The sequence below is a fragment of the Streptococcus sp. FSL K6-1323 genome, from assembly GCF_038630745.1.
GTDB classification, from domain to species: Bacteria; Bacillota; Bacilli; order Lactobacillales; family Streptococcaceae; genus Streptococcus; species Streptococcus salivarius_D.
In genome coordinates, this window is the sequence record NZ_CP152039.1 from 1,918,921 (window position 1) to 1,944,162 (window position 25,242).

18 protein-coding genes are annotated in these 25,242 nt (G+C 42.3%); 2 read left to right on the forward strand and 16 right to left on the reverse strand.

Going from position 1 to position 25,242, the window contains the following annotated elements; all coding sequences use genetic code 11:
• Positions 1 to 732, reverse strand: coding sequence for an ABC transporter ATP-binding protein (locus NST80_RS08950; protein ID WP_002891761.1), 732 nt, complete (start codon positions 730 to 732; stop codon positions 1 to 3).
• Between the two features lie 273 nt (positions 733 to 1,005).
• Between NST80_RS08950 and NST80_RS08955 the strand changes: the two genes are divergently transcribed.
• Entirely contained in the window at positions 1,006 to 1,737 is a 732-nt protein-coding gene (locus tag NST80_RS08955; protein WP_002891763.1) for a DUF554 domain-containing protein, read from the forward strand.
• A gap of 351 nt (positions 1,738 to 2,088) precedes the next feature.
• Here the strand turns inward: NST80_RS08955 and addA are convergent, their stop codons facing one another.
• The 15 genes from addA to NST80_RS09030 form a co-directional block, all read right to left on the reverse strand.
• Positions 2,089 to 5,742, reverse strand: coding sequence for a helicase-exonuclease AddAB subunit AddA (addA, locus tag NST80_RS08960; RefSeq protein ID WP_073949654.1), 3,654 nt, complete (start codon positions 5,740 to 5,742; stop codon positions 2,089 to 2,091).
• Positions 5,732 to 9,052, reverse strand: coding sequence for an ATP-dependent nuclease subunit B (rexB, locus tag NST80_RS08965; protein WP_342504598.1), 3,321 nt, complete (start codon positions 9,050 to 9,052; stop codon positions 5,732 to 5,734). The genes addA and rexB overlap by 11 nt, the downstream gene beginning before the upstream one ends.
• A gap of 250 nt (positions 9,053 to 9,302) precedes the next feature.
• Positions 9,303 to 10,676 carry a GHKL domain-containing protein gene (locus tag NST80_RS08970; protein ID WP_004183414.1) on the reverse strand — a complete coding sequence of 458 codons (1,374 nt, stop codon included), beginning with the start codon at positions 10,674 to 10,676 and terminating at the stop codon, positions 9,303 to 9,305.
• A gap of 35 nt (positions 10,677 to 10,711) precedes the next feature.
• Positions 10,712 to 12,022 (reverse strand): hypothetical protein, encoded by a 1,311-nt coding sequence (locus tag NST80_RS08975; protein WP_118172215.1) that lies wholly within the window; start codon positions 12,020 to 12,022, stop codon positions 10,712 to 10,714.
• Between the two features lie 247 nt (positions 12,023 to 12,269).
• The gene (locus tag NST80_RS08980; RefSeq protein ID WP_118172216.1) at positions 12,270 to 14,012 is read right to left on the reverse strand and encodes a DUF6287 domain-containing protein; all 1,743 of its coding nucleotides are present in this window, start codon (positions 14,010 to 14,012) and stop codon (positions 12,270 to 12,272) included.
• A 9-nt stretch (positions 14,013 to 14,021) separates the two neighbouring features.
• Positions 14,022 to 14,282 (reverse strand): hypothetical protein, encoded by a 261-nt coding sequence (locus NST80_RS08985; RefSeq protein ID WP_002884593.1) that lies wholly within the window; start codon positions 14,280 to 14,282, stop codon positions 14,022 to 14,024.
• On the reverse strand, positions 14,283 to 15,098 hold the full coding sequence (locus NST80_RS08990; protein WP_084871023.1) for an ABC transporter permease: 816 nt from the start codon (positions 15,096 to 15,098) through the stop codon (positions 14,283 to 14,285).
• An 8-nt stretch (positions 15,099 to 15,106) separates the two neighbouring features.
• The gene (locus NST80_RS08995) at positions 15,107 to 15,892 is read right to left on the reverse strand and encodes an ABC transporter ATP-binding protein (RefSeq protein ID WP_002891779.1); all 786 of its coding nucleotides are present in this window, start codon (positions 15,890 to 15,892) and stop codon (positions 15,107 to 15,109) included.
• 9 nt (positions 15,893 to 15,901) lie between these two features.
• The gene (locus tag NST80_RS09000) at positions 15,902 to 16,414 is read right to left on the reverse strand and encodes a hypothetical protein (RefSeq protein WP_070579442.1); all 513 of its coding nucleotides are present in this window, start codon (positions 16,412 to 16,414) and stop codon (positions 15,902 to 15,904) included.
• On the reverse strand, positions 16,411 to 18,009 hold the full coding sequence (locus tag NST80_RS09005; RefSeq protein ID WP_004183425.1) for an Hsp70 family protein: 1,599 nt from the start codon (positions 18,007 to 18,009) through the stop codon (positions 16,411 to 16,413). The genes NST80_RS09000 and NST80_RS09005 overlap by 4 nt, the downstream gene beginning before the upstream one ends.
• A 324-nt stretch (positions 18,010 to 18,333) precedes the next feature.
• Positions 18,334 to 19,029 (reverse strand): hypothetical protein, encoded by a 696-nt coding sequence (locus tag NST80_RS09010; protein ID WP_045769177.1) that lies wholly within the window; start codon positions 19,027 to 19,029, stop codon positions 18,334 to 18,336.
• Positions 19,030 to 19,033: 4 nt separating this feature from the next.
• The gene (locus NST80_RS09015) at positions 19,034 to 19,480 is read right to left on the reverse strand and encodes a LytTR family DNA-binding domain-containing protein (RefSeq protein WP_004183428.1); all 447 of its coding nucleotides are present in this window, start codon (positions 19,478 to 19,480) and stop codon (positions 19,034 to 19,036) included.
• A 210-nt stretch (positions 19,481 to 19,690) separates the two neighbouring features.
• Entirely contained in the window at positions 19,691 to 21,403 is a 1,713-nt protein-coding gene (locus NST80_RS09020; RefSeq protein ID WP_118172217.1) for a hypothetical protein, read from the reverse strand.
• A 51-nt stretch (positions 21,404 to 21,454) separates the two neighbouring features.
• Positions 21,455 to 22,699 (reverse strand): DUF6574 domain-containing protein, encoded by a 1,245-nt coding sequence (locus NST80_RS09025; protein WP_118172218.1) that lies wholly within the window; start codon positions 22,697 to 22,699, stop codon positions 21,455 to 21,457.
• Positions 22,700 to 22,816: 117 nt separating this feature from the next.
• The gene (locus tag NST80_RS09030) at positions 22,817 to 24,202 is read right to left on the reverse strand and encodes a Cof-type HAD-IIB family hydrolase (RefSeq protein WP_084871027.1); all 1,386 of its coding nucleotides are present in this window, start codon (positions 24,200 to 24,202) and stop codon (positions 22,817 to 22,819) included.
• A gap of 71 nt (positions 24,203 to 24,273) precedes the next feature.
• Between NST80_RS09030 and NST80_RS09035 the strand changes: the two genes are divergently transcribed.
• Positions 24,274 to 25,242, forward strand: a complete 969-nt coding sequence (locus NST80_RS09035; RefSeq protein ID WP_118172219.1) for an asparaginase — start codon at positions 24,274 to 24,276, stop codon at positions 25,240 to 25,242.

A 25,242-nucleotide genomic window follows, 5' to 3' on the forward strand; every position in this document is an offset into this window, starting at 1 on the left:
CTACACCTCCTCGATCTTACGTCCAGCCATTTCCAGATAAATGGTTTCCAAATCCTTGTCAGGGTACTGAGACTTAAGTTCAGCTAGAGACCCTTGGAATATGAGTTTTCCTTTCTTCAAAATAGCAATACGATCACAGAGCTGCTCAGCTACACTTAGAACGTGGGTTGAAAAGAGCACACTATTACCCTCCTTAGCATGGTTACGCATGGCTTCTTTCAAATCATAAGATGCCTGTGGATCCAGACCAGTCAAAGGCTCATCCAAAACCCAAATCTGCGGATTAACCAGAAGAGCACCGATAACGACAACCTTCTGACGCATACCGTGAGAGAAGGAAGAAATGAGGTTATAGCGACTTTCCGTCAAGTCAAAGGTAGCCATAAGATTAGTCAAACGTTCCTCAACCTGACTAGCTTCCAAATCATAGATACGTGTCAAAAAGTACCAATAGTCATTAGCAGTTAAATTTAAGAATAAGTCTGGTGAATCTGGCACATAAGCGATTTTTTTCTTGATAGCATCACGATGTTGGCTGAGGGCCATATCATCGACGTAAACTTCACCGTAGCTAGCTTCAATGATAGACGTCAAAATGGAAATAGTCGTGGTCTTACCAGCCCCATTGTGACCAATCAGACCAAAAATCTCCCCATCTCGAATCTCGAGGTTAAGATCTGAGAGAGCATCCTTATCTTCATAACGTTTCGTTACGTGTTCAAAACGAATCATCTTTTATCCTTTCTTGAGAATCTATTTAACAATAGTCTCATTTTACACTTTATATTAGATTATAAATTAGAGTTGTTACCTTGTTTTTTATGAACAATACTCTAAGAACACAGGCAATAGATTTAGATAAGGCTATTTCCTTACCTTCTCATTTATTGTATCATTTCAAAGGTACAATTTCAAGAAAACGTTTGTAAAAACGGGACAATTTTGCATTCGGTCTTTGATAATGCTAAACTTATAGTATTTAGAACACATAGGAGGAAATCACTAGTGCCAACTGGAATTATCATCAACTCGCTATCTATTATCTTAGGAGGAATTGCTGGTGGACTCTTCGGGGACTATCTCAGAGACGATTTCAAGGAGAACCTTAACCTTATCTTTGGTCTAGCCTCTATGGTTATGGGGATTAGTGCTATTATGAATATGGTTAACATGCCTGCGGTTATCTTCGCGGTGGTTATCGGTACCATCATTGGACTGGCCCTAAAGTTTGGAAACCTTATCAACAAGGGAGCTGGTCTTATGGAAAAAGGCTTGTCCAAGATTACACCAAGTAAGCAAACAGGGTTAGCTCACGATGAATTTTATGCGCAACTCTTGACAGTTATCGTCCTTTTTTGTGCGAGTGGTACAGGAATTTACGGGAGTCTTGAGTCTGGGATGACAGGCGATGCTTCTATCTTAATTTCTAAATCTATCCTAGATTTCTTTACGGCTATGATTTTCTCGTGTAGTCTAGGCTACATCGTCTCCATGATTGCCATTCCACAATTTATCGTTTTCTTCCTCCTCTTTGTGAGTGCTGGTTTCATTCTCCCTCTAACAACAAAAGCCATGATTGGAGACTTTAAGGCTTGCGGGGGCTTCCTCATGATTGCGACCGGTTTTCGTATTATGAAACTGCGTCAATTCCCAACAGCAGATATGATTCCAGCCATGATTCTGGTTATGCCTATTTCCTGGGCCTGGGTCAATTGGGTAGTGCCTTTGATTAGTTGATATTAGGATTAAAATAAACTAAAACCGTCAGTCTAATGCTGGCGGTTTTTGTCTGTTTTTATTGCAGTTATGGATCCCAACCATTAAAAACTAGTAATGTTTGTGGCAGTTAATTCTAATTTTTCTAACCTTGTTTAGACTAATATGAGTTTGTTATAATAGCCCTTGTAGGCCTAAGCAACCTACAAGATACTTTTTTTCATAACTATTTCCATCCTCTAATATTTTAACGAACTTACAATACTGATGGAAATCTATCGAAAAGACTGGTGTGTGCACACCGGTCTTTTTTGGTGGGATTAAGACACAAAAAACCACTCTTTCACTATGAAAGAATGGTTAGGCTATAGCTTATACTTCTACGACTTCCAAGTCTTTTCCACCTAGGAGAATAAGGTATTTATCAATCTTATCTATTTGATAGGCTTGGCTGAGTGCTTTAGCATATAGGCTCATTTGCCCTTTGTAACGTTCCTTAAGTTCACTAGGATGAGTGAAGCGGTCCGTCTTATAGTCAAAGAGGACAATACGGTCTTCAAGAAGAAGGTATCCATCGATGATACCACGGACGACAAAATCTTCTTTACTAGTGGGATCTTCTGCCAACATAGCAAATGGTGCTTCACGACGCAACTTACCACGTTTAGCTAGAATGAGCTTCCCAAGTTCGGTGTCAAAGAAGCCTAGTAGCTTTTCTAACTGCACACGCGCCTTAACTTGATCATCTGCCGATACCTGACTCAAGGCCTGTGTCAAATCTTGGAGGGTCACCTTGTCAGAAAGAATCAAGCGTTGCATGAGTTCATGGGTGGCTGAACCAACTGCAGCTCCAGTGACCTTAGTTTTTTGCCCAAAGTCTGGAAGCTCAAAGGTAGCGGTAGTTTCAAGTGGTTGCACTTTCTCTTTCTTGTCCATAATATCCACCCCTTCGGTATCCATAACAGGTTCGTAGAAGGCTTTGAGCTGGCTCGGCGTACGCACAGATGGTAGGTCAATCGCTGGTGCATAAAGCTGGTTGAGTTTTTCAACACTTTCTAAGACAGTTAGAGCACGCTTAATGTCTTCCGTCTGGCGATTGTTAGATAAATCATCAGCATTTACTGCTGCTTGAACTTCAACCTGACCAATAGCCTCTGGGGTCAAGTCCTCAGCCTCAACAAAGCGAACAGTAAACTTGAGATCCTTTCTCATAAAGGCGGTATCTAAAGCCATAACCCAATCCTGATAAGTGGCGATTTGGTCACGGAGAGTTACTGGTAGGCGATTATTTTCGACATCCGTGCCAAATTGCTGGGTTAATTTTTCCTTACTACCCTTACCAACTAGGTAGAGTTTTTTCTCTGCACGAGTCATTGCAACATAGAGCAGACGCATCTCTTCTGAGATACTTGCTCGACGCTCTTCCCTACGATTTTCCTGGAAGGTTAAGGTCTCTAGAACAACATTTAACTTGGGCAAATTGGTGTTTATCTGGTCTTTAAGGTCAGCTAGGTACTTAATGCCAAGTCCTTTTTCACGATTGATAATATACTTACCACTTAGTCCATCCCTACTGTGACCAATGAACTTGCGATTCATCTGCAAGACAAAAACATACTTGAATTCTAGCCCCTTGGACTTGTGAATCGTCATAAGGCTAACGGCATTTTTAGGAACCAAGTCTGTCACTTCCTCTAGGTCGTTACCACTAGAAATGATCTTATCAATCATACCAATAAAACGAGAAAGTCCCTTAAAACCAGTCTTTTCATAGGCATTGGCACGCAAGGCAAGGGCGTAGAGATTGGCCTGACGTTGCTCAGCTCGTGGAAGACTGCCAACATAATCATAATAGAAACGATCGTCGTAAATCTTCCAGATGAGGTCGTAGAGCGAGTGCCACTTACTGTAATCACGCCAATCTGCCAGAGTCTCAGTGAAAAGAGTCAACTTGGCATCAAGTCCTTGTGTGACAACTTCCGGATGAAGGCCTGTTTTAGTGCAAGCTACAAGAAGCTTGTCATAGAATTGTCCTTCGTCAGCCTGGACAGCAATACGAGCCAAATCATCCTCGTTGAAATTAAACATCGGTGAACGAAGGAGGGCAACGAGGGCATAGTCATTAAGAGGATTATTGATGGCACGAAGGGTATCCAACATAATCATAACTTCTAGCGACTCTAGGTAGCTTGACTTGTACTCGTCAGGAACCAAAGGAATTCCGTGCTCCTCGAAGCTTGCCATCAAGTCCAGATAGGTGTTGCGGGTTGGTGCTAGGAGGGTAATGTCCTCAAAACGTACACCCTGCTCGTGAAGTTTGATAATTTCTTTGATAACCAAGGAAATCTCACCACTACTGATAGGTTGATCAGAACCATCCTCGTCAGGAGTCACACTTGCTTCATCACTATTGTAAATCAGAACCTCAGTCTCATTTTCAGGATGGGGCTCTTTTTGCTTCTCGCTACCTGCTACCAACATGTGTGTCTTGTCATAGAGGATGTCCCCGATTTCCTGGTCCATGAGGTGGCTGAAAACACCATTAGTCGCATCAAGAACCTCAGATTGGCTACGGAAGTTCTCTTTAAGGAGAATCAGCTTACCTGCATCTGGATTTTCAAGGAAGAGCTGGAACTTGCCATTAAAAATCTGAGGATCCGCCTGACGGAAACGATAGATGGATTGCTTGATATCTCCCACCATGAATCGGTTGTGACCGTTAGAGAGGAGCTCCAACATGCGTTCTTGGGTATGGCTATTGTCCTGATACTCGTCTACCATTACTTCATGGTAACGGTCCCGGTAGCTGGCTGCCACCTCTGGATTTTCCTCCAAAATACGGATGGCAAAGTGGGCAATATCTGAGAATTCAAAGGCATTTTCCTGAATCTTGGCCTGTAAATACTGGTCTGAAAAATCAAGCACAAAGGCCTGAAGCAGCTCTAACAGAGGTAGGATGTCATCATTATGCTTGGTCAAAACCTCGAGGACCGTTAGTTGGGTATCAATCTCACGCAACTGGGCCACAAACTCATTTTTGGTCTTGTTGTAAGCTTCCTTGTAGGCCTTGAGTTCCTCGTCTTTAGGACGGGTCATATTTGTCAAGCCAGTCCCTCCTGACAGAGTCAAGAGTTGTTTGAGCAAGTCCTCCATATCGGTTTGGTCATTGGCCAAGGCTCCCTCCAGAAGGCTAATGGCATCTGACACATTATTCAGATACTTGGCCTTGGCAAATTCACGCTGAGCTAGACCTAAATGGTCTCTTAAGAAGGCTAAGAAATCAGCCAACAAGCCATCTTTGAGACCCTCTAAAAGCTCAACTTTAGCCTTGTCTGGCTTGGCATCCGTCTGCCCTTTTAAGAGATTCTGACGTAGCCATTTTTCAGGACCTGCAGTAGCCTGAGAAAAGTTATAGACATCGTAAACTAGATCACGGAAGGCCTTACTAGTCTTACCATTTCCAGCGAAGTTGCGGACCAATTTTTGGAAAAGTTGGGCATCCTTCCCTTGCATGTAATCATTGAAGAGATCAACATAAACCTCATTTTTCATGAGTGTCTGCTCAGCAGGATCCGTCATGATGCGAAAAATAGGTGACACACCCAGGAGATAGCCATACTGATTGACCAATTTCTGGGTGAAGGCATCCATGGTTCCAATATCAGCCGTCCCAATTTTGGCAATCTGGTCTGAAAGAAAGACACGCTCTTCATCCGTCTCAACTTGTCCCAACTGCTCTGTCAGACGCTTTTCCAGACGCTCTTTCAACTCACCTGCAGCCTTTACCGTAAAGGTTGAGATAAAGAGTTGGTCAATACCAACGCCACGTCCAATCATATCAAGGATACGCTCAACCATAACAAAGGTTTTTCCTGATCCGGCCGAAGCTGACACAAGAATATTGCTACCATTACTGTAAATGGCCTCAATCTGCTCAGGTGTTAACTTGCGTTCCTTGTCAGAAGCTGCTTCTTGGGCAATGCGTTCCTTAATCTCTGTTGGACTTAAAAAAGCTTTAGTCAACATGGTTGTCCTCCTGGTCTTTTTTGTCTGCTGTCACAGCTTGATTGGTGACAAGAAAGGGGATGATATTTTCAGCAACTTGCATCTGGTTCTTGTCCTCGTCTTTTGTCATCAGATCCAAATAGGCTTCCTTCTTGCCCTTACTTGGTAAACGCAAGAGTTTACGAGCCTGTCCCATGTGCCGGTCGGCCTCAAAATGAGTAATAGCCTTGATTTGATCCCCTTGAACAGATTTGCCATCCTCGGTATAAGGATTGACCGCAAAATTCCCACTTCGAATAATCTCAGCTGCATCTGTAAAGAGCTTAATATTGTAGTCTAACAAGGTTTCTAGGTCCTCCTTGTCATAGGTGACAGTCTTTTGTAAATCATAGTTTCCACCAGCCAGATGCTCTGTTTCTGAAGCCACAAAGAGCCCCTTATAGGTCAATTCCTTATGAGCCTGAGCTGCTAGCTTATCCAGACCAAACTGAGCTAGATTAAGTTGTGGGTCCTGCATGTGAAGATACATGGCACCAAATAGCTGGTCAGCATCGACCTTATAGGTTTGTCGAAGGGCCTCCAGATAGGTCACCAATTGCGGACTGAGGCCATTGTAGAATTTCTGAATATCAAAGACATTTTTACCTGATTTGTAGTCAACGACACCCCAAGCCCCATCCGTTAAACGGTCCACACGGTCAATAATCCCTGTAATCTTGATACTATTTGCTAAAAGCAAGTCAAACTTGGCTTCCTCACGCTCAACTTTAACGGCCGCATTGTCACGCAAAACACTGGCAGTTGAACGGGCGATATCTTCCAAGATCTGACGAGACAAGCGACTCTCTTGGTCCTCGGTATAGAGAATTTCAAAGGGTTGTTCTTGATTGGTCTGAGCAATAGCCTTTTCCAATTTATCATCGAAGTTTTCTGACGAAGAATCACCCATCACACGCTCAAAGACACGGTGCAAGTAAGTCCCGTGGTGTCGTGCATCCGGATGGATGGACTCCAACTCTTCAAGTCCCAAAACATAACGCAAGAAATAAAGATATTGGTTGTTATAGAAGGTCGTCAGAGCCGAAGCTGATAATTTTAGTGGTTCTTCCCCCGGAAAGACCAGCTGCATGACCTGATCATCCACCTTGGTCGTCGTCACATCGTCAATCACATTTGGAATCAAGACTTGGTCCTTATCAAGTCGCTTACGGAGATAACGGACAGCAACTGACCAGAACGTCTGCGTTTCCTTGTCCAAATCAGCATCTAGATGGCTGCTGTTAAGGGCAATGACAGTCGATAGGAGGTCCTTGTAGTTCCCAATCTGGTCACCCTTAGCCTCGAAACGATTACGTCCCTTTTCAACCAGAGGAAGACCAAGGTCAAGAAGTTCCTTCAAATAAACCGACATATCATCTTGACTCTCATTGAGAATTTGTGGCTGACTAAGCACCAATTGTTCACCCGCTGAATTGAAAAGCGACATAGCCACAAAATGCCCCCGCTGACTATTGCTCTGCGTAACAATATCCAAACTCCTGTCTTCATCCGTCGCCTCATTGATACGACTACGTTCCTCATCAGACAGGAGACTCTTATTTTGCCCTACCTTTGGAAAATGTGACTGGGTCATCCCCAAGGCAAAAACATAAGGAGCTGAGTGTGGTTGAATCAAATCGTATTTCTTCACATTGACCACATCGACAGTAGCTGGGACCGTACGGTAATCACAGGCCAACATTCCCGAACGCAAGATAGACAAAAAGTCATCCACTGAAAGTGTTTCTTCCCCAAAAATAGTCTCAACCTGCTCCAAGAGTTGTGAGAAGGCCTTCCAGACCTGTTCATTCTGTTCTTTTTCGGCCTCACTGGCCTTGGCAGTCAAAGCAGCCATCTGACTTGGCACTTGCACAGCCTCTAAAAAGACCACTAGTTTCTTGAGTAGACTAGAACCCTTTTGTTTGCGACTATTAAGCAACTTGTCCAAGGGCTCTACCAGTTGTGACCGCAAGGCATTGAGCTGGTCTAAATCATACTTATCACGACTATTGGCCGTAAAATCAGATAAGAACTTGTGACGCCCCTTGATGTCTGCAAAATTGACATAATACTCAAAAAGATCTAAATCCTCTTGAGCAAAACCGCCATAGAGACCGGATTTTACGAGATTAAGCAGATCCTCAGCACGATAATTATAGCGCCTGATGCGTTCCAGCGAATCCACAAATTGCACCAAAGGGTGGCTAGACATGGTTTCTTCCTTACCGAAATAATAGGGAATATCAAATTTTCGGAAAATCTGCCCCACCTGAAGCTTATAACTCTCCTCATCACCAAGTAAGACCAGAATATCCTTATAGCGCTTACCATCTGCCAGCAACTGACGAATACTCTTGGCAACCTGGGCCACCTCTTCCTTTTGGTTGACCACTTCCCAGACCTGCAAGGCTTGCTTGTCTTGATCGGTCAACTGCTCGTCTACCGTACTAAAATCATGACGACTCTCCAAAAGACGGCTAATGCGAGCAAAAGAAGGATTGCCCTCTTTGTCTGTCGTCACATAGTCGGGTGTCACCTTATAGGTCTGAGCCAAAGTTCTCAAAAAATCCACTGAAGCCTGATAAACATTGCCGTAAACAAAGTTAGCCCTATAAGCTTTTTGACTGGCATAAGTCCCAATGACAATTTGGTGGCACTTATCATTCAAGAGGGCAACTAGGGCCTCCTCCTCGGCAGAGAAACGCGTAAAGCCATCAATGACCAAAACCGTGTTACCCAGGGCCTTATCCAGATGGCCTGAGGTAATTTCCTTGAAGAAGGCACTAAGTTTTGATTGATTGTCAAAATCTCCTGCCAACAAGAGATCCTGAGCCGCACTGAAAATCCTGAGCAAATCCTCTTGTTTCTCAACCTGATCCAAATGCTGCAAATCCAGAACCGTCATATTAGCCTGCTGCAACTCTTTATAAAGGTCCACCAATTGATTAATAAAGTTACTATCCTTGCGCAAACGGCCATAAACCTTGAGCTCATCATCGCCCATATGCGACAACACCTTATAAAAAATCATGGCCAGACCAGTATCATCCAGCTGCGTTTTGGGGTTGCTCGTATTGAGAATAAAGTATCTCGCCATCTGAGTAAAACGAGTCACCGTAATCTCAAAGGATGCTGACTGAGGCAGGTATTCCAAGACCTTACGCTCCTTCTCAAATGACAGGGCATTAGGGGCAATATAAAAGACCCTCTTTCCCTTTTGAGCATAGCTGGTTGCCTGCTCCGTCAGAATTTCTGTTAAATCCTGAGACATATCCGTATAAAGTAATTTCATAAGACGTCCCTTTCTTATCTCTACACCAGTCGTTAGGCCAAGCAAGAACTGCCATTCACTTAGTGCTAACAACCACTAATCCTTGCTATTATAACACAGAATGAAGCAACAATCAGACTCCTCCCTCGCCCCTATCTCCTCCGATGTCCTAAGTTTCTCACATAAGCACAAGCACCACAGCAAAGAGCCCTCCTTCATGGACTTGTACCTAAAAAAAAAGAGCCAAATCCTCTGATTTAGCTCTACATCTTTATTTAAAAATCAATTCCTGTTTGAAGAGGTAATCACCACTGCTTGTAATCAAATTGGCATCACTATACTTCCTAAGAATATCCTTGGCTGAGTGGAGGTTAAGACCTGAGGTCTTCTTCTGGTTTTCTTCCTGCATAATGGCATCAAGGTCAACTTTTTCTTCTTGCGTCCTATTTTCCATGACAAAATGGTAGCTTCCATCCTTATCATGTCGATGAAAACTAAACTTGATTTGACTGGCAGGTACCTGCTTACTCTCATCAATCGCATTACTAAAGAAAATAGACACCAGCAAGGTCAAGTCAACCACGTTCATGGTAAACCCTGAAATCTCCTCAGGAATATCACAAGTCACTGGAATATTACTACGTTTAGCCTCCATCATACGAGCCGAAAGAAGGCTACGTAAGGGTAGGGACTGAATATTTTCCAGCTTAGGATTATCAATGACACGGAAACGTTCAAACTCCTTGGCACTCTCTCTAAGGACATTCTGATACACCTGTTCAGCAAGAGCCTCTTCCTGGTCACGTACTTCCTCTGAAAATTGTTCCACAACCGTCTGATAAGACTGTCTGTATTGTAACAACTCATTGTAGAGAAGATCAATCTTTTGGTTGGCCTTGGTCAAACTATTCAAATGCCTCTTTTCCTCCATGGCCAAACTCTCTTCCAAATACTGCCGAGACAGTTGATTAAGATGGGCAATTAGGAAAATGAAAGCCACTGCGGACAAGAGAACCCAAAGCATCCGAAGTCTCAACTCCACCTCTGAAGAGTAGCCAGGAAACCAACTGTCTAAATTCACACTGAGATAGATTCCCAATAAATAAATGGCCATTGCTATAGCAACTCTTCTAGAAATCTGGAGGTTCTGGAAAGAGTCATCGCTATAGACCTTCCAACGCTTCAAATCCAAGCCCAAGAAACGGTCAAATACAAAATAAAGTGGCAAAATCAAACCGTAAGATAAGAGATAGAAAAGGGCATTAGACCCTACCTCAGCGACAGGGAGATTTAAGAGAAGGGGAATAAAGAAGAGTCCCAATAAGCGATAAAGTAAATCTGACGTCACCACTGGAAACAAAGTATGAAAAGCATACTGGGTCACCGACCAGGTCTTCCCTTTAGCAAGAAAGGCCAAAATCATCAGGATAAAGACATCAAAAACCATAATCATGTTAGTAATATTATACTGAATGACTACATCTAACAGGGCTAAGGTCAAGAAGACCGTCCAGGAGATACGAATGTCTGTCATTCGTTTGAAAATGGCACAATTTATCATCAGAGTTAAAATAAGCTGAATGGCTAGAAAGGCATCTGTATCATAGAGATTTAAAAAATTTATTCCCAAAAACGATTCAAACATCGAATCTCCTTTCTATATATTTTTTTACAAGTTATTTAGTATTCAAATTGCTGTCTATAGATGAACTTATCATTCGTAAAGCTAAGTTTAGACTGAGGGTAACGCTCCATAATATCTTCGAGCTGCTCATTGATTGATAAGTGACTCTCATACGCCTCGTGGGGCGCCTCGGCACTATCTTGCGAAAGGGTTGTCTCTACAGAGAGGACCTGGACCTCACCTCTTTGGTAATAAGACATACGAACTAAACTATTTTCTTGACCATGAGCTCTCAACAAGGCATTGTCCAAGAAGGTCGTTAGAACAGCTGATAAATCCACCACATCGATATGAACTGGGGATATAGGGTCTGGAACCTCCATGATAAAATCAACGCCAACTGCATGAAACTCCATATACTTACTCTCAATGACGGAACGTAACAATTGAGAAAGCAGGTTAGAAATATCTGGCATAACCTTGCTGAAGGGAACCTCTTCATCAGATAGGTTCTGAGTGTCTCCCTCTTGACTAGTAGCCAGAACGGTCTTAACCTTCTTAGGTACGACTACCTTAGGCACTCCATCACGGTATAGCTCCTGATAAAGATGGAGGATATGTCTACTAGATTCCTGTAAGCTCTGGAAATGACGCTCCTGCTCCTCTTTCAACTCCAGAAAAAGTTCATCCTTAATCCACTGGTTGGCATAGGAAACAACGATGAAGAAGGCTCCTGTTGCTAATAGAACGATCAACTTGGCATAATTGTTAACCACTTCCACAGGCCAGATGCTAGCAAAGTAAGGCATGAAATCATTTAGAAGCCCGTATGAAAGAAAGGCAAAGCTAACCCCAATAACAATAGGGGTGAAGTGTATACGTAAGCGCTCCTTTTCCTCGACCTGCAAATATTCATAACCAATAAAACGGTGAACCAAAAGATAAAGAGGATAAGTAACTACCACACATATAAACTCTGTTAAAGATTCTGGAATGCGGCTCATCAAGTCGTCTCCCAAAAGTAAAGGAAAGACGATTAATGACAAGCCTCGTATAATGATATTGGTTGTCCCCCAGGCATAAAAACTATTAAATACCGGCTCTATCCATGGCAAGTCTGGACGTTTGTAATAACTAAAACAAAATAAAATGAGAGGATTAAGTAAAAATTTGAATCCCATAGGAAGAAGGGGAGTCAAAACAACCGACAAAAGACCACCTAATAAAAGTAGCCACCAAGAAATCTTGACCCTACCAGCTGCATGAAACATCAGATAATTGACAAAGAAAATCAAGAGCGTATCTATAGATACTAGCCAATGAAAATCTTTAAAAGCAGCAAGTAGTGATTCAATAATAGAAGTCATTCTTTTCCCCCTCTCCCTCTAATCTGATTTAAGAAACTTCCTCAAAAATCCCCTAGGAAGCCCTTTTTACAACACTACTCATTATATAGCTTTTTGTAAGTTTTCACAATAATTAATTTTATAAGAAAGCCTTCGCCTCCCTAATAATCCGCTTATTTATACAAGGAAGGTTGACTATTAAATTAAAGTTACAAATGTAATATAAAAAGTTGAGATAATTTTATCTCAACTTTCAGATTTATCAGATCTAGTCAGCCTTGTAGTAGAATTGTTTGGCGTCAGATTGTGCACTTCCTGATTGGGTCACTAGGATACGGTCTTTGGTATTATCTGAAGCATCAGGATAGTCTCCTGATATATTCGGTAATGTCGTACCTTTCGGGATGAAAAAGATTATTGCCCCATACATTCCTGTTCTTAGACTCGCTCTCAGATAGCCATTTTCAAGACTGGAATTAGCATTTTGGACCTCATAATCTGTTGGCGCAGTTACTTGATCCTTAGAAAATGTCAAACTACTACCATTCCCATTCTTCCAAGTACCTTCGAGGCTTTGGAAGTTATTATCCTTGATAGCATTAACATCCATGCCTGTTTGCTCGGTCTTGGTTTCCGTTTTTGATTCTGTTTTGGCCTCTGATGAGCTTGATGATGACTCCGATGTTTGTGAAGAACTTGAAGATTCTGAGCTTTCAGATGTGCTAGCACTAGAGTAATGCTTGAGCAACTCTTGGTAAGCCTCTTGCATATCATCTGGTGCTACCTTATAGGTCTGAACAGCCTTCTTATCGTAATTACCCTTCCAGTAGTTCGTCACATAATAAACGGTACCGTTGGAGCCTAGAACGATTTGGTAAGAATCCTTATCTTGGTCAACCAAATCCTTATAAAGCTTGTTGTAGCCATTATAATTGCCACCAGTTTTATCATCAGCTGAGAAGTCCTTAAAGAGGGCTTTTTGTTCAGCAGCATCGTCTTCATACATAGCATGTTTCTTATCCTTCAAGGTATAAAGACGGAAGGATGATGTTGGGCTATAGTCTGCGGTCTTACCACTATTGTCATTAATCCCTAAAGCAAAGGAATCAACTGTGTTTTTATAGTCCTTGAAATCATAGTTTGAGACTTCCTTGCCATTGATGATACCACTCGGAACACCAGTAATATGTTCATAGCCATCCGCATTGATGAGATTAGCAAGGACGGTAATCGTTTGGCTGCTACCTTTTTCCTTAGGTGCCTTGAATGACAGGAAGGTTGGACTACCATCATTGACCTTGGTGATGCTGTCAAAGCTGCTTTGAACTAAAACAGCATCCTTGGCATAATCAGACTGATAGAGCCATTTCCCAAAGGCTTCCGTGATAGACTTAATGTCCTCAGTCGAATAGTCTGCAATATAAGTAGTTTCCTTATCACCATTGACATCGGTCTTAGTCTTGATATCTGCATTTGGCTTATTGGGATCGTTAGAAGACGATTCTGAGCTTGCATCGCTACCAGAGGATGAACTACTTGATTCCAAAATATCCTTAATAATGCTTTTAACTTGGCTACTTGAAGAACTAGACGAAGCCTCGCTAGACTCAACGACTTCAGAGCCTCCCTCAATCTGAGTATAGGTGTCTGATTCAGTCATTTCAACCTTCGCATCTCCTCCAGGTACCATACTTGGTGTGATACGGATAGTACCGTCTGAGCTACCGTTAGTTCCAGGCAACTTAAAGCTCAAAGAACGGTCTTCGCCGGATTGGGCATTAGCCTGATAAGTATCCCCGGTCTCCGTATTTTTGACTTCGTATTTGTCTCCCTTGATCTTACGAACTTCAAAACGCACCTTGTTCCCGGTATTCTTATCGACAACGGTTGTGGCATAAACTCTTGAAGACGATGTAAAAGCCGTGCTCTGAGTGTATTTTCCAAGTACCATGAAGACCAAAAAGACAATTAAGGCTAAACCGATAAACTTTTTATGTTTAAACTGTTTCATGAGGTCCTCCTAGATAAATAGATAGCCAACAACATAGCCAAAGAGAGCAATACAAATCAAGAGCAAAATTTCCAAAACTAAGAACCAGCTAAACTTGAGATCACCCAAACCAACCTTAGACAAAACTTGTCTGAATTTAGAATTTTTCTGTCTGCTCAAGCCACTCGAAAGAGCAAAACCAGTCTTAGCAGCTTCAGCAACTTCCTTATCGCTCGGCTTGCGACCATGCTGCACTTGGAAGTCAATCAGCCATTCATCATATTGTTGCATTTATTTCTCCTTCTTCTGAAGTGTGATGAAAAAGAGTAGGGCGTAAACGAGGCAATGAAGCACCAAGGCCCACCATTGTCCCCAGAATTCGCCTGTAGACCCTTGAAAGGCCTCCAACTGGCTCTTAGGGACAGGAACATGGTACTTAGCCAAGCTAGATGGCAAGTCTGACAAGTCACTAGAAATCCCAAAAAGCTTGTGGCCATAACCAAGATAGATAAATTTTTGTACCCAATCAATGGCCTTTGGCAAAGACAGGATAGTTCCCGACAATGAAAATTGCATGATACCCACAATGACTGCTAGGATAACAGAGGTAATCTCAGATTTGCCAACTAAGGCTGAGATAAAGAGGGCAATAAAATGCGACGCCAAGAAAACCAGGAGCACTGTAATCCCAACTTCCCAACGGTAGGAACCAAAAATATGACCAGCATCTGGAAATTCCTTGTCAAAGAACTTACTAAAGACAGAGTAAGATAGGATAAAGACAATGGTTTCCAAAACGGCAAAGAAGGCGTGAATCCCCATACTAGCCAAGGCGAAGGCTGAACGACTCAAACCTGAGAAAAAGTCACGGTTGAGGACCGAGCGTTCCTTAGAAATATAAATACTGTTTTGAACCACAATCAAGAGACTGGTTGAGAAAAGCAAGAGAAAGAGGGTCATTCGAGTTGTTTCGAAATCTTTCAAAAATCCCTTGTCTTGGATATAGAGGATTAAGCCTTCGAAAGCGACAATGCCCAGAAGAACCTTCACAAAATCCATGTAGTGGTGTTTAAATTTATACCAACTTAATCGTAATGCTGCGTTCATAAGTCTCCCTAAATCTTGTAAATACGTGTTGAAGCATTGAGCTCTTGGTAGACATCTGCTATATTCATATCCATATATTTACGAATCATATAAGGATCGCTAGTCTTGTATTCCAAAAGCAACTCTTCATAGGTTCCTGCAAATGTCGGACGTCCCTTAGACAAGAAGATGATCTTGTCAAAAATAGCCAAATTTTCTGTATTGTGAGTAATAACCACAATAGACTTGTTAGCTGATTTAGCCAAGATTTTCAAGGTACGTAAGAGATTACGATCACTAAGGGCATCCAAACCTGAAGACGGCTCATCAAGGATAAAGTAGGGACTAGGGCTAAGAAGCTCGATACCAATAGAGACACGACGTTTTTGCCCACCAGAAAGCTCTGAGATCTTCTTATTGGCAAATTCCGTCAACCCTAAATCATCCATGATGCCTGCAATGCGATGCTTTTTAGTCAGCTTACCACTCCCTTTCAGATGGTGGTCCGCATAAAAATCAAAGGTCTCAGATACCTTGAGGTACTCACGTAGGAGATTTTGTTGGGGTACATAGGACCAAGAGCGTGAACCCGCAGTCACAGGTTTACCATTTTCTAAAATACGAAATTGTTGGCAAGTCGGTTTAAGCTGGCCTAGGAGAATCTCTGTTAAAGTTGTTTTCCCTGAACCAGAAGCACCCAAGATACCGACAACTTGACCAGTCTCCATAGTAACATCCAAATCTGTAAAGAGCTGGTTATCATTTCCCTTATATTTGAAACAGATATGTTCAAATGTTAATTGATTGGTTTCCATTAATATCTCCTAAGACATAAGTAACATCAAAGCAACAATTAGAATGGCTCCGATAATAAGAACGATGACATTGATATTGAAGAAGAGAATCAAGCTTAGTAAAATCACAAAGGCGAAGGCCGCAAAGAGGTAATTTTTAAGAGGTGACTCTTTGGTCTGAGTCACCGCAACAGGTTCAAAAGGGATTTCCTTTTTAGCTGATAGATTGCTAGCATCAGTGGCCGCCCCCTTCTCAACTTCCGAAGCCTTTCTCTGAGCCTGTCTAAGTTTTCGGTCGTATTGTAACTTCTCATGGTCTGAGAAAAAGATTGAGCGAATCGTGTAGAGCTCACTGCGCAAACGCTCCCCTTCTTTATCCAAGGTACCATTTGTCCAGAGCTCCTCCAGCTCCTCACGTAAAAAGGAAAGAGCCACGAAACAATCTTGAGCCGACATCTCTGGAGAGATGCGGTTACTGACCTCTCTTAAATAGGTCACTTCCTGTCCTGTCTCTGTATCAATTGCTTTGTAGTAGTCTATCATGAGATGAATTTAGCAAAAATAGCTTGAAGTTCTGACAAGTCTTCCTTAACCACTTCTTGGGTTTGGTTGACTTGTGCATTGACTGAAAAGCGTGCCACAACAGTATTACTTCGAGGATCCGATACTGTCACGGTAACAATTTGTTCTGAGTCAAAGGCATAGGTGACTTGTGCCAAGAGCTCGCCTTTCTGACGAGGTTGTGGCACTTGCCCTTCCACTTGTCCCAAAATCTTCACAGCAAATGGATTCTCGTAATTTCCTTCTGTGATACGAAGCTTGAACTTGCTCTGTCCATCCACGACCGCAAAGAGATCCTTAGTAACAGCCAAAGGCAAGACCGAGTTACGTGGAACCACGACACTATTATAGTAGTCACCCACAAAGCTGTAGTTCTTATTTGGATTTTTCTTGAAGAGCAGACCGATTCCCTGAGAGGTCACATCCTTAACAACTACTCTATCTGTCTCAGTTGTCTTACCATCCTGATGTTCAGAGAAGCTAACCTCATTATTGACGATAAGGTCAGCCAAAATAGAAGCTCCCTGTGCCACGATAGTGTCTGGATTAAGGTCAAACTTAGGTTCCAAACCACTCATCAAGCGAATCATTTGACGAATCATTGGCATACGTGTTGACCCACCCACAAGGAGAATATGATCAATCTCTTCCCATTTTAAGCCAGATGCTTGAAGAGTAGACTGCACCTTGATTTCAGTATCTTTGAGGAGGTCCAAGGTAATTTCATTGAAAATCGCTTGAGTAATCAAGACACCGTAACCTTGACCATTGACATAGTGCTCATAGAGAGCTTGGTCATTCACAGACAGACTAGTCTTAATCTGCTCAGCCTTATATTGAAGTTGAATTTTTTCCTTCTCGGAAAGGTTAGTCATATTGACCCCTTGTTTTTCCAACTCCTGCATGATGTAGCCCACAAGACGCTTATCAAAGTCAATCCCACCAAGACGTGAATTCCCATCAGTTGCCAAAATATCATAGGCATGATCAGCCACGCGCATGATGGTAACGTCAAAAGTTCCTCCACCTAGGTCGAAGACCAAGACATTTCCTTGAGCATTTTTAGTGTGGGCATAGGCAATAGCCGCAGCTGTAGGCTCATTGATAATACGCAAGACATTAAATCCTGCGATACGACCAGCATTCTTAGTTGCTGCACGTTGATCTGACGTAAAGTAGGCAGGCACTGTGATAACAGCATCCTTGATACCATCTGCTTGCCCCATCTCCTGACCAACTACATAAGCGCGTTTACGAAATTCGTTCAAAACCAAGGCAGAAAGAATAATAGAATTGACACGTGTGTGGTCTGGTGTATCACTGGCAATTGGACGCCCAATATCACGTTTAAAGTCAAATTTAAAATTTTCTGTACTTCCGATTTCTGTCCCACGCTCAATGGCTTCCTTACCAAAAGACACATGGTTTTGTCCACCAATATTTGAGAAATAAACCGCTGAACGTAAGACCTGATCGTCATTCGTCCCCATCGGAATAATCTCTGGCATATCTTCACGAACAACAGCCATAACGGAATTCGTTGTTCCTAAATCAATACCAATCGCTTTTTTTCTCATAACAATTTCCCTTCTAGCCTCATTTTGAGTTTACTTGACTATCGCTCCAAGCAGGCATCTGCTTAGATTGTCTCCATTCATCGCTGTCACATAAAACTCCAAAAGAGTAAAGTTATTCCAGTCTAGTTTTTTCACTATACTATAGTATCACAAATAAAGAGACTATAAAACAGGAAAAAAGGGGGTAGGACCGAACAACTTTTTACAAATTGTTCCTTGTCCCACTCCCTTGAGTGTCAATCAATCTGATAGATTGGATGAACTTATAAATACAGAGGATATGATCTTCCTCATTGTCATGTTTAGAGCAACTTCTCTCCTAACTTAATCAATCGAACTCTCACCAACATAAATGATTTCTAAATTCCCCAAGGAAACATCCCCTTTGATGTAGAAGTCCTTGCTAGTCAAGTTGCTAGGATTTTCCTCATGCTGTACAGCTGAGAGAGAATTATCCACATTCACATGTACTCGCCAATCACTAGGCACATAGAGACTAAGACTTCCAAGAGAAACGTCCACATCAAACTGGGCAGATGGCCCCTCAATACGGCAATTATCAAAATAGACGGAAGCCTGTCCTAAACTAACATCTGCACTCCCATGCGTAAATTGCTGGTCATTAAGATACTTGGTCACTGATGAAAAAGTGACATCAATATCATTTCCTCCATTATTAGCGTCTGAACCAGTTACACCCAATCCAAAACGATTCTTTGTTTTACCAGAAGAATTGAAGAGAATGTTCAAGCCAATAACTGCAAGAACAGAAGAAAAAATAACGACCGAATTAGATACTGGAAGAAAATGGAACTGTCCATTGAGTGAAAAAAGAGCCACAATACCATAGGCGAAACCAAGACCAAAATGTCGCTTCAAAAGACTAGAAAGAGATAAAATAGCTAATAAGACCACCCAGGCCAACATCCAAATACTAATTTCCCATTTTATAAAGTAGTCTTGTACAATTACCAAAGCTGCCAAAAGGATCAAGAGGATCCCAATTAATTTCTTTCTCATTATCTTACCTCATTTCGTTTAGTCGTTCTTTTAAAACTTGATAGTAGCGTCTTGATACATGGACCTGCTTGTGGGTCTGATAGAAATTCACCGTGCTGGTCCCTGAAAAAGACTTCTCCAAAGAATAAATCTGCTTAGCATTAACAATCGTCGATTTGGAAATCCGACAAAAGGCAATCGGAAGCAACTCTTCCAATTCGTAGAGTTTTTGCTTCACCTCATAAGCCTCATCCTTAGTATGACCATAAATTTTCTCCCCGTCTGTTTCAAAAAAGAGAATATCTGCCAAATCTAGAAAATATTCACTGCGATCCTTGTAAAAGGCTAAGGGAACTAACTTTTGCTTTAGAATAGACTCTTGGAGCTGGGCTAATTCCTGTGTTAACCGAGGAGCTCGAATCAAGATTTCAGGCTCATCCATGGATGGGTCTAATTCGATTCTAACTTTCATAAGACTCCTTTCCTGTCCTTTTGATGGTTCCATTATAACAACTGATTTACACAAAACAAGGTCTTTTAGGTAAGTGGCACGGTTTAGCCCCTAAGAGGTAAAAACAGACAAACAAAAGAACCTGGCAATTACCAGGCTCTCATTTTTAGTGTGGAGGTCTAGCCTCCTATTTGTAATCTGTTCAATGCCAACTAACTGAGAAAGTAACTGTTATTTCACAGTATCTTCACGACTCACTTTTTGTGATTCACCAGCCTTACCATTGATACGGTAGTCGCTGTAGTTAGAACCACTACTGCTAGAGTCACTATCGTCACCAACATATTCCACATTACATGACCAAGAGATTTTATCCTTGATATCTCCTGATGACTTGAATTTCGAATCATAACCATAATAGAAATCATAAACTGCTGTGAAGGTCACCTTGAAGGTCTTCTCACCAGTCTGAACGACTTCTGTGACGTCAACGTCCGAGAAGGTAATACTATCAGCGGCACGGTTTTTAGCACCCGTAGTGTTTCTATCAATATCAGCCGTTACATCCTTGTACATGGTATCATCAGTACCATTAAGGAAAATGTCGGATACACCATCTGGTGTCGTGTTGTGATTAGAAGCGTAGCTGCCAAATTTACCGTAAGCAGCGGTCAAGAGACGATCTGCCGTATCACGATCAAGAACACCATCAGCATCTAGAGTCACCGTTTGGCCTTCAGAAATTTTCTTAATAGACAATGTCTCTGTCTTGATAGAGCTACCATCTTCGAAATTCTTCTTGACATAAACGGCTGATGATCCAGCTACTGCTACCTTGTTAACATCTAGTTTCCCTGAGTTGAGGGTTCCAATCTTGGTACCACCAACGTAGAGGTCTCCATCCTTAAGATTAGACTTAACAGTAAAGCTGAGATACTCTACAGAGAGATTGACTTCTGTTTTAGAGGTCACATTTTCCTCAGATGAGACAGTGATATCTTGATCATTGACCTTACCAGAAGCCACAAAATTGTAGGTTCCTGGATAGAGATGATTCAATTTAGCCGTGTAGTTATTGCCATCTGTGGTCGCGTAAGAAACCCCGTTAATAGTCACATTCAAATCAGCTGTATTAACAGTCAAATCAACCGTTCCAGGATCTACCACGACTCGCCACTTAGGAAAAATAAGGAACTGACGTCCAACCTTTTGCATACGTTCGCCAGACATGAGTTGGCTCTTGCTATAGGCTTGTGTACTTTTAGTGTCTGTGTACTTGACTTCGGATGTTTTAATTTCCTTTTTAGTATCAGACCATACTTGGTATTCCAAGCTATCTTTAAAGCTCTTCTTAGCTGCTGCTTCATAACGTTCTGCTACTTGACCACGTGAGTAGTAATAAGAACCAAAGCCGTAACCAGCAAGTGCTAAGACTGCTGCAACAACACCAGCAATAATCAGGATTTTCTTCCCTTTAGCCATGGCAGGCTTGGCTGGTTTCGCAGCCTTACCATCTGAGATAAATTGATGGATGGTTGACACATCATAACCTGAAGACTTACCAAGTAGGAATTCCTCAGGAAGAGGTTGACGCCCAACATAGGTTTTAAAAGCCTTCATCCAGATAGCTTGTGCTTCTTTAGAAGCGGCCTCTGAATTTTCTTCAGCTTGAGATACTGGTGTAAGCTCCTCAGTTTCTAAAGGAGTCGTTTCCTCTTCATCACCAAGCGGTACATCTTCAAACACTTCCTCGGCAACGTCATACTCATCCACTTCTTCTGTTGGTTCAGAAGGAGTGGCTTCTTGGTCCAAGCCCATTGCCGCAATGCCTTTAATAGCCTTTAAGTCAAAGTCTGCTTTCTGGCCTTCTTCAATCTCCAAAGCATGGGGCGGACGACCAACTGCCTTTTCAAATAAATCAATCCACTTTTCTTTTGTTGCCATAAAGACTCCTATAAACTTACTTTTTCAAAAAATGCTAGAGGTTTACTTAGATTAGAATAGAAGCCCCACCATAAATGATGACATAATAGTAAATACGATTGCAAACAAGATTGACAAAATTACACCATTCAAAAGTGCTGCCAAGATCATTTGATAGAACTTATCAGCCTTCCACGCTGTTGTTACAGGAACAATTGTAAAGAGGTTTGCAAGTGCAAATAAGAAGTAAACAACATAGAACAAGAAAAGTGGGAAGCCAACAAGTCCAATAGCTCCGAACAAGATTGTTACGAGCAAGATTGGCAAGGCCAATGATGTCAAGCGACCAAAACGGTCAAAGCTATTCAAGAAAGTAGTCTCAGGATCACGGAAGATGGCCTTACGTGTCACAAACCCTGCCAAGATGAAGGCAAAGATGAAGAGGAAGGCAGCTAGAATACTTGCGAAGAAAGCTCCAAAACCAATGCTAGATGTATGGCTTGAAAATGAAGATGAGTAACTATCTGTTCCGTAAGAACCAAACATACTAGACAATGCGTTTGTTGTTGATACAACTGGGCTAACAAATTTACGTGCCATAGCGCTCAAGATTGCAAAGAAGGCAAGTCCAGTCAAGAGTGACAAGAAGATATAGTTAAGCCAACCATTGTGTTTACCATAATCTGTCATGTCAGCTGGACGACGCCATGCATTAAGCAACCATGTCCAGTAGTTTTTGAAAGTAGTAGCAAATGCTGATGGTTGCGCTGGTACAACTACAGCTTGACCATTGATAAATTGAACGTTTTGACCTGGTTGAAGAGGTTGACCGTTAGCAAAAGCCGCTTGTTGACCAGCTTGAGGATTGGCAAAACCAGCTTGTGGTTGCGCTGCTTGATTTGGCACTCCTTGTACTGGAGTAGCTTGAGCACCCGCAAAGGTTGGTTGTGCTTGGGCTGCCTGAGCATTTGCAAAAGGAGCTTGCGCTGGCGCTTCTTGGGCACTCGCAAAAGTCGGCTGTGGTTGCGCTTCTTGGGCACCAGCGAAAGTCGGCTGTGGTTGCGCTTCTTGGGCACTCGCGAAAGTTGGCTGTGGTTGCGCTTCTTGGGCACTCGCGAAAGTTGGCTGTGGTTGCACTTCTTGGGCACTCGCGAAAGTCGGTTGTGGTTGCGCTGGCGCTTCTTGTGTTGGAGCAGTTTCTACTGCTGGTGCGTCATCTTGGAACTCACCAGCTGCAAGTGCTGCTGCAATTTCTTCTTCAGTCGCTGAACGACCATTGATGGCTTCAAAAAAATCTAACCAATCTGCTTTAGTCATAACAATCTCCTTAAAAATACATAGAATGACTTCATTTTATCACAAATAAAGCCATTAATAAATGTCATTTTTATTAGAAAAAGGTTCGGAGCAAGCTGTCCAAACCTTTATATCTTCTTATCTGTTTCTTTGTAGAGATTTTTGAATCTGACGATCCAGCTCACGTTTAATGTGTGGTTCTGGTGCAAATCGCTCTTCCCAGTCACTTGGTTTAAGAATTTTGTGGGTCACAGGATCAAAATGGGCTTTTCCATCTGGGAAAATTTTCCCCATATTAGCCTCATGAACCGTATCAAAGAAAGGTTTAGGATCCACCCCCATAAGAACAAATGAACCATAGGTCAAGTAAAGCAAGTCAATCAAAGCATCCACCTGACCAACCATCGTTGACTCTGAGTGCTCTTTAGAACTAACTTTGAGGGCTGCCTTATCAAGAGCAGCATGCAAATCCAGAACAGCCTGACCAAAGACACGCTTGTCCCCACCTGATGAAGCATAAAGGAATTCGACAATTTCTTCCAACTTGAAGTCCGCACGGTGACCAGCTTCCTCGATACCGTAAACACGAGGCATGTCGTTAGTTGAGCCATCCATCAAATGGTGGAAATCCTTAACCTTGTTGAAGTTGTCATCATCACTGGTAAATGAATTTTCTGTCTCAAAATGAATCAAACCGTAGTGTGACAAGGCTTTGGCAATCCCATTTTGGTTATTAGTATCAGTGACATGGGTAGCCTGGTCTTTCAGCTCGTCTTCACCATTACCCATGGCAACACCAATGCCGACGCCAGACAGCATTTCTAGGTCATTTTCCGAATCCCCAAAGGCCATAACCTCACTGAGTTCGAAACCAAAAACCTCACCTAGATGAGCGATACCTTTCAACTTAGATTGGTCCGCTGAAATAATATCGGCTGAATAAGGGCTTGAACGGGTAATCTTCACATGAGGAAACTTTTCTTCAATATCTTGTGTTTCCCCCACCGTCGCTACCATAACCACCTGATAAATAGGCTCACGCATGATAGTCTTAAGAGTCTCAATACTTTGTGGCTTGAAACGACGAATCAAAGACTTGAAACTACGTTCCACCATCTTAGCCCAGGACTTAGGGACAATACGGCTAACGATTTGCCCAAACTTACTCGTTCCCATACTAATAATATTGGAACCAACAAGACCTGTGCTAGTCCCTAGAGAAATCTCTCTACGGTGCTTGGTGGCATAGCGAATCAAGTTGTAGACTGTTGATTTAGGGAGCTGATTTTGATACAGTACCTTGTCATGAGTCAAAATATATTGACCATTATAAGTGACTGCAAAATCCAGACCCAGATTGTCCATGAAAGGCTGAACAAATCCTGGCCCACGACCTGTTGCCAAACCAACTAAGATACCATCTTCCTTCATTTGACTGATAGCTTTTTTAGTCGAACTTGACACACGTTTTCGGTCATTTAGAAAAGTCCCATCAATATCAAAAAAGACTGCTTTAATGGCCACAGAGCTCCCCTCCTTCTAACATTTTATGCTAAAATAAATTATAACACATAATACAATGGTGAGTAATATAAATGAAAAAAAAAATCCTAGTCCTTCACACTGGAGGAACAATTTCCATGTCAGCAGATAATGATGGCAAGGTCAGTCAAAACGATGATAATCCCATGAACCATGTGGGACTTGATTTAGACAATTTAGAACTAACCGTTCTCGATTTTCTTAATATCCCTAGCCCACATATCACACCCTACCACATGCTGGATATTTACAAAAAAATCAAGGAAACAGCTGGGCAATATGATGGGGTGGTCATCACTCATGGGACAGATACTCTGGAAGAGACAGCCTACTTCCTAGACACCATGGCCGTTCCTGAAATTCCAATCGTTTTAACTGGTGCCATGCGTTCGTCGAACGAACTAGGTAGCGACGGAGTCTATAACTATCTCTCAGCTCTACGCGTTGCTAGCGACGACAAGGCCGCTGACAAAGGAATCCTGGTCGTGATGAATGATGAAATCCATGCAGCCAAGTATGTGACTAAGACCCATACCACAAACGTGGCAACCTTCCACACACCAACTCATGGTCCACTAGGAATCATCATGAAGCATGACATCCTCTGGTTCAAAACTGCTGAGCCTTGGGTTCGCTTTGATTTGGAACAAATCACAGGAACAGTCCCAATCATCAAGGCCTATGCTGGGATGGGTATCGGAGATGGAATCATCAGTCTCCTAGACCCTGAAAAGATTGACGGCGTGGTTATCGAGGCCCTAGGTGCTGGAAACCTCCCACCACTAGCTGCAAGAGAAATTACGTCACTTATGGACAAGGGAGTTCCCGTTGTACTCGTTTCCCGTTGCTTTAACGGTATCGCCGAACCAGTCTATGCCTACGAAGGAGGTGGCGTTAAACTCCAAGAAGCAGGCGTTATGTTTGTCAAAGAACTCAATGCACCAAAAGCCCGCCTCAAACTCCTCATCGCACTTAGTGCAGGACTTGAAGGCCAAGAATTGAAAGACTATATCGAGGGGTAA

Bases quoted from the DNA above. Each gene is read 5' to 3' on its own strand.
- NST80_RS09020 (WP_118172217.1), bottom strand. From the start codon at position 21,403: ATGGCAACAAAAGAAAAGTGGATTGATTTATTTGAAAAGGCAGTTGGT.
- NST80_RS08995 (WP_002891779.1), bottom strand. From the start codon at position 15,892: ATGGAAACCAATCAATTAACATTTGAACATATCTGTTTCAAATATAAG.
- NST80_RS08950 (WP_002891761.1), bottom strand. From the start codon at position 732: ATGATTCGTTTTGAACACGTAACGAAACGTTATGAAGATAAGGATGCT.
- NST80_RS09025 (WP_118172218.1), bottom strand. From the start codon at position 22,699: ATGACTAAAGCAGATTGGTTAGATTTTTTTGAAGCCATCAATGGTCGT.
- addA (WP_073949654.1), bottom strand. From the start codon at position 5,742: ATGTTGACTAAAGCTTTTTTAAGTCCAACAGAGATTAAGGAACGCATT.
- rexB (WP_342504598.1), bottom strand. From the start codon at position 9,052: ATGAAATTACTTTATACGGATATGTCTCAGGATTTAACAGAAATTCTG.
- NST80_RS08985 (WP_002884593.1), bottom strand. From the start codon at position 14,282: ATGCAACAATATGATGAATGGCTGATTGACTTCCAAGTGCAGCATGGT.
- NST80_RS09005 (WP_004183425.1), bottom strand. From the start codon at position 18,009: ATGAGAAAAAAAGCGATTGGTATTGATTTAGGAACAACGAATTCCGTT.
- NST80_RS09010 (WP_045769177.1), bottom strand. From the start codon at position 19,029: ATGAGAAAGAAATTAATTGGGATCCTCTTGATCCTTTTGGCAGCTTTG.
- NST80_RS09000 (WP_070579442.1), bottom strand. From the start codon at position 16,414: ATGATAGACTACTACAAAGCAATTGATACAGAGACAGGACAGGAAGTG.
- NST80_RS08990 (WP_084871023.1), bottom strand. From the start codon at position 15,098: ATGAACGCAGCATTACGATTAAGTTGGTATAAATTTAAACACCACTAC.
- NST80_RS09015 (WP_004183428.1), bottom strand. From the start codon at position 19,480: ATGAAAGTTAGAATCGAATTAGACCCATCCATGGATGAGCCTGAAATC.
- NST80_RS09035 (WP_118172219.1), top strand. From the start codon at position 24,274: ATGAAAAAAAAAATCCTAGTCCTTCACACTGGAGGAACAATTTCCATG.
- NST80_RS08970 (WP_004183414.1), bottom strand. From the start codon at position 10,676: ATGTTTGAATCGTTTTTGGGAATAAATTTTTTAAATCTCTATGATACA.
- NST80_RS08975 (WP_118172215.1), bottom strand. From the start codon at position 12,022: ATGACTTCTATTATTGAATCACTACTTGCTGCTTTTAAAGATTTTCAT.
- NST80_RS08980 (WP_118172216.1), bottom strand. From the start codon at position 14,012: ATGAAACAGTTTAAACATAAAAAGTTTATCGGTTTAGCCTTAATTGTC.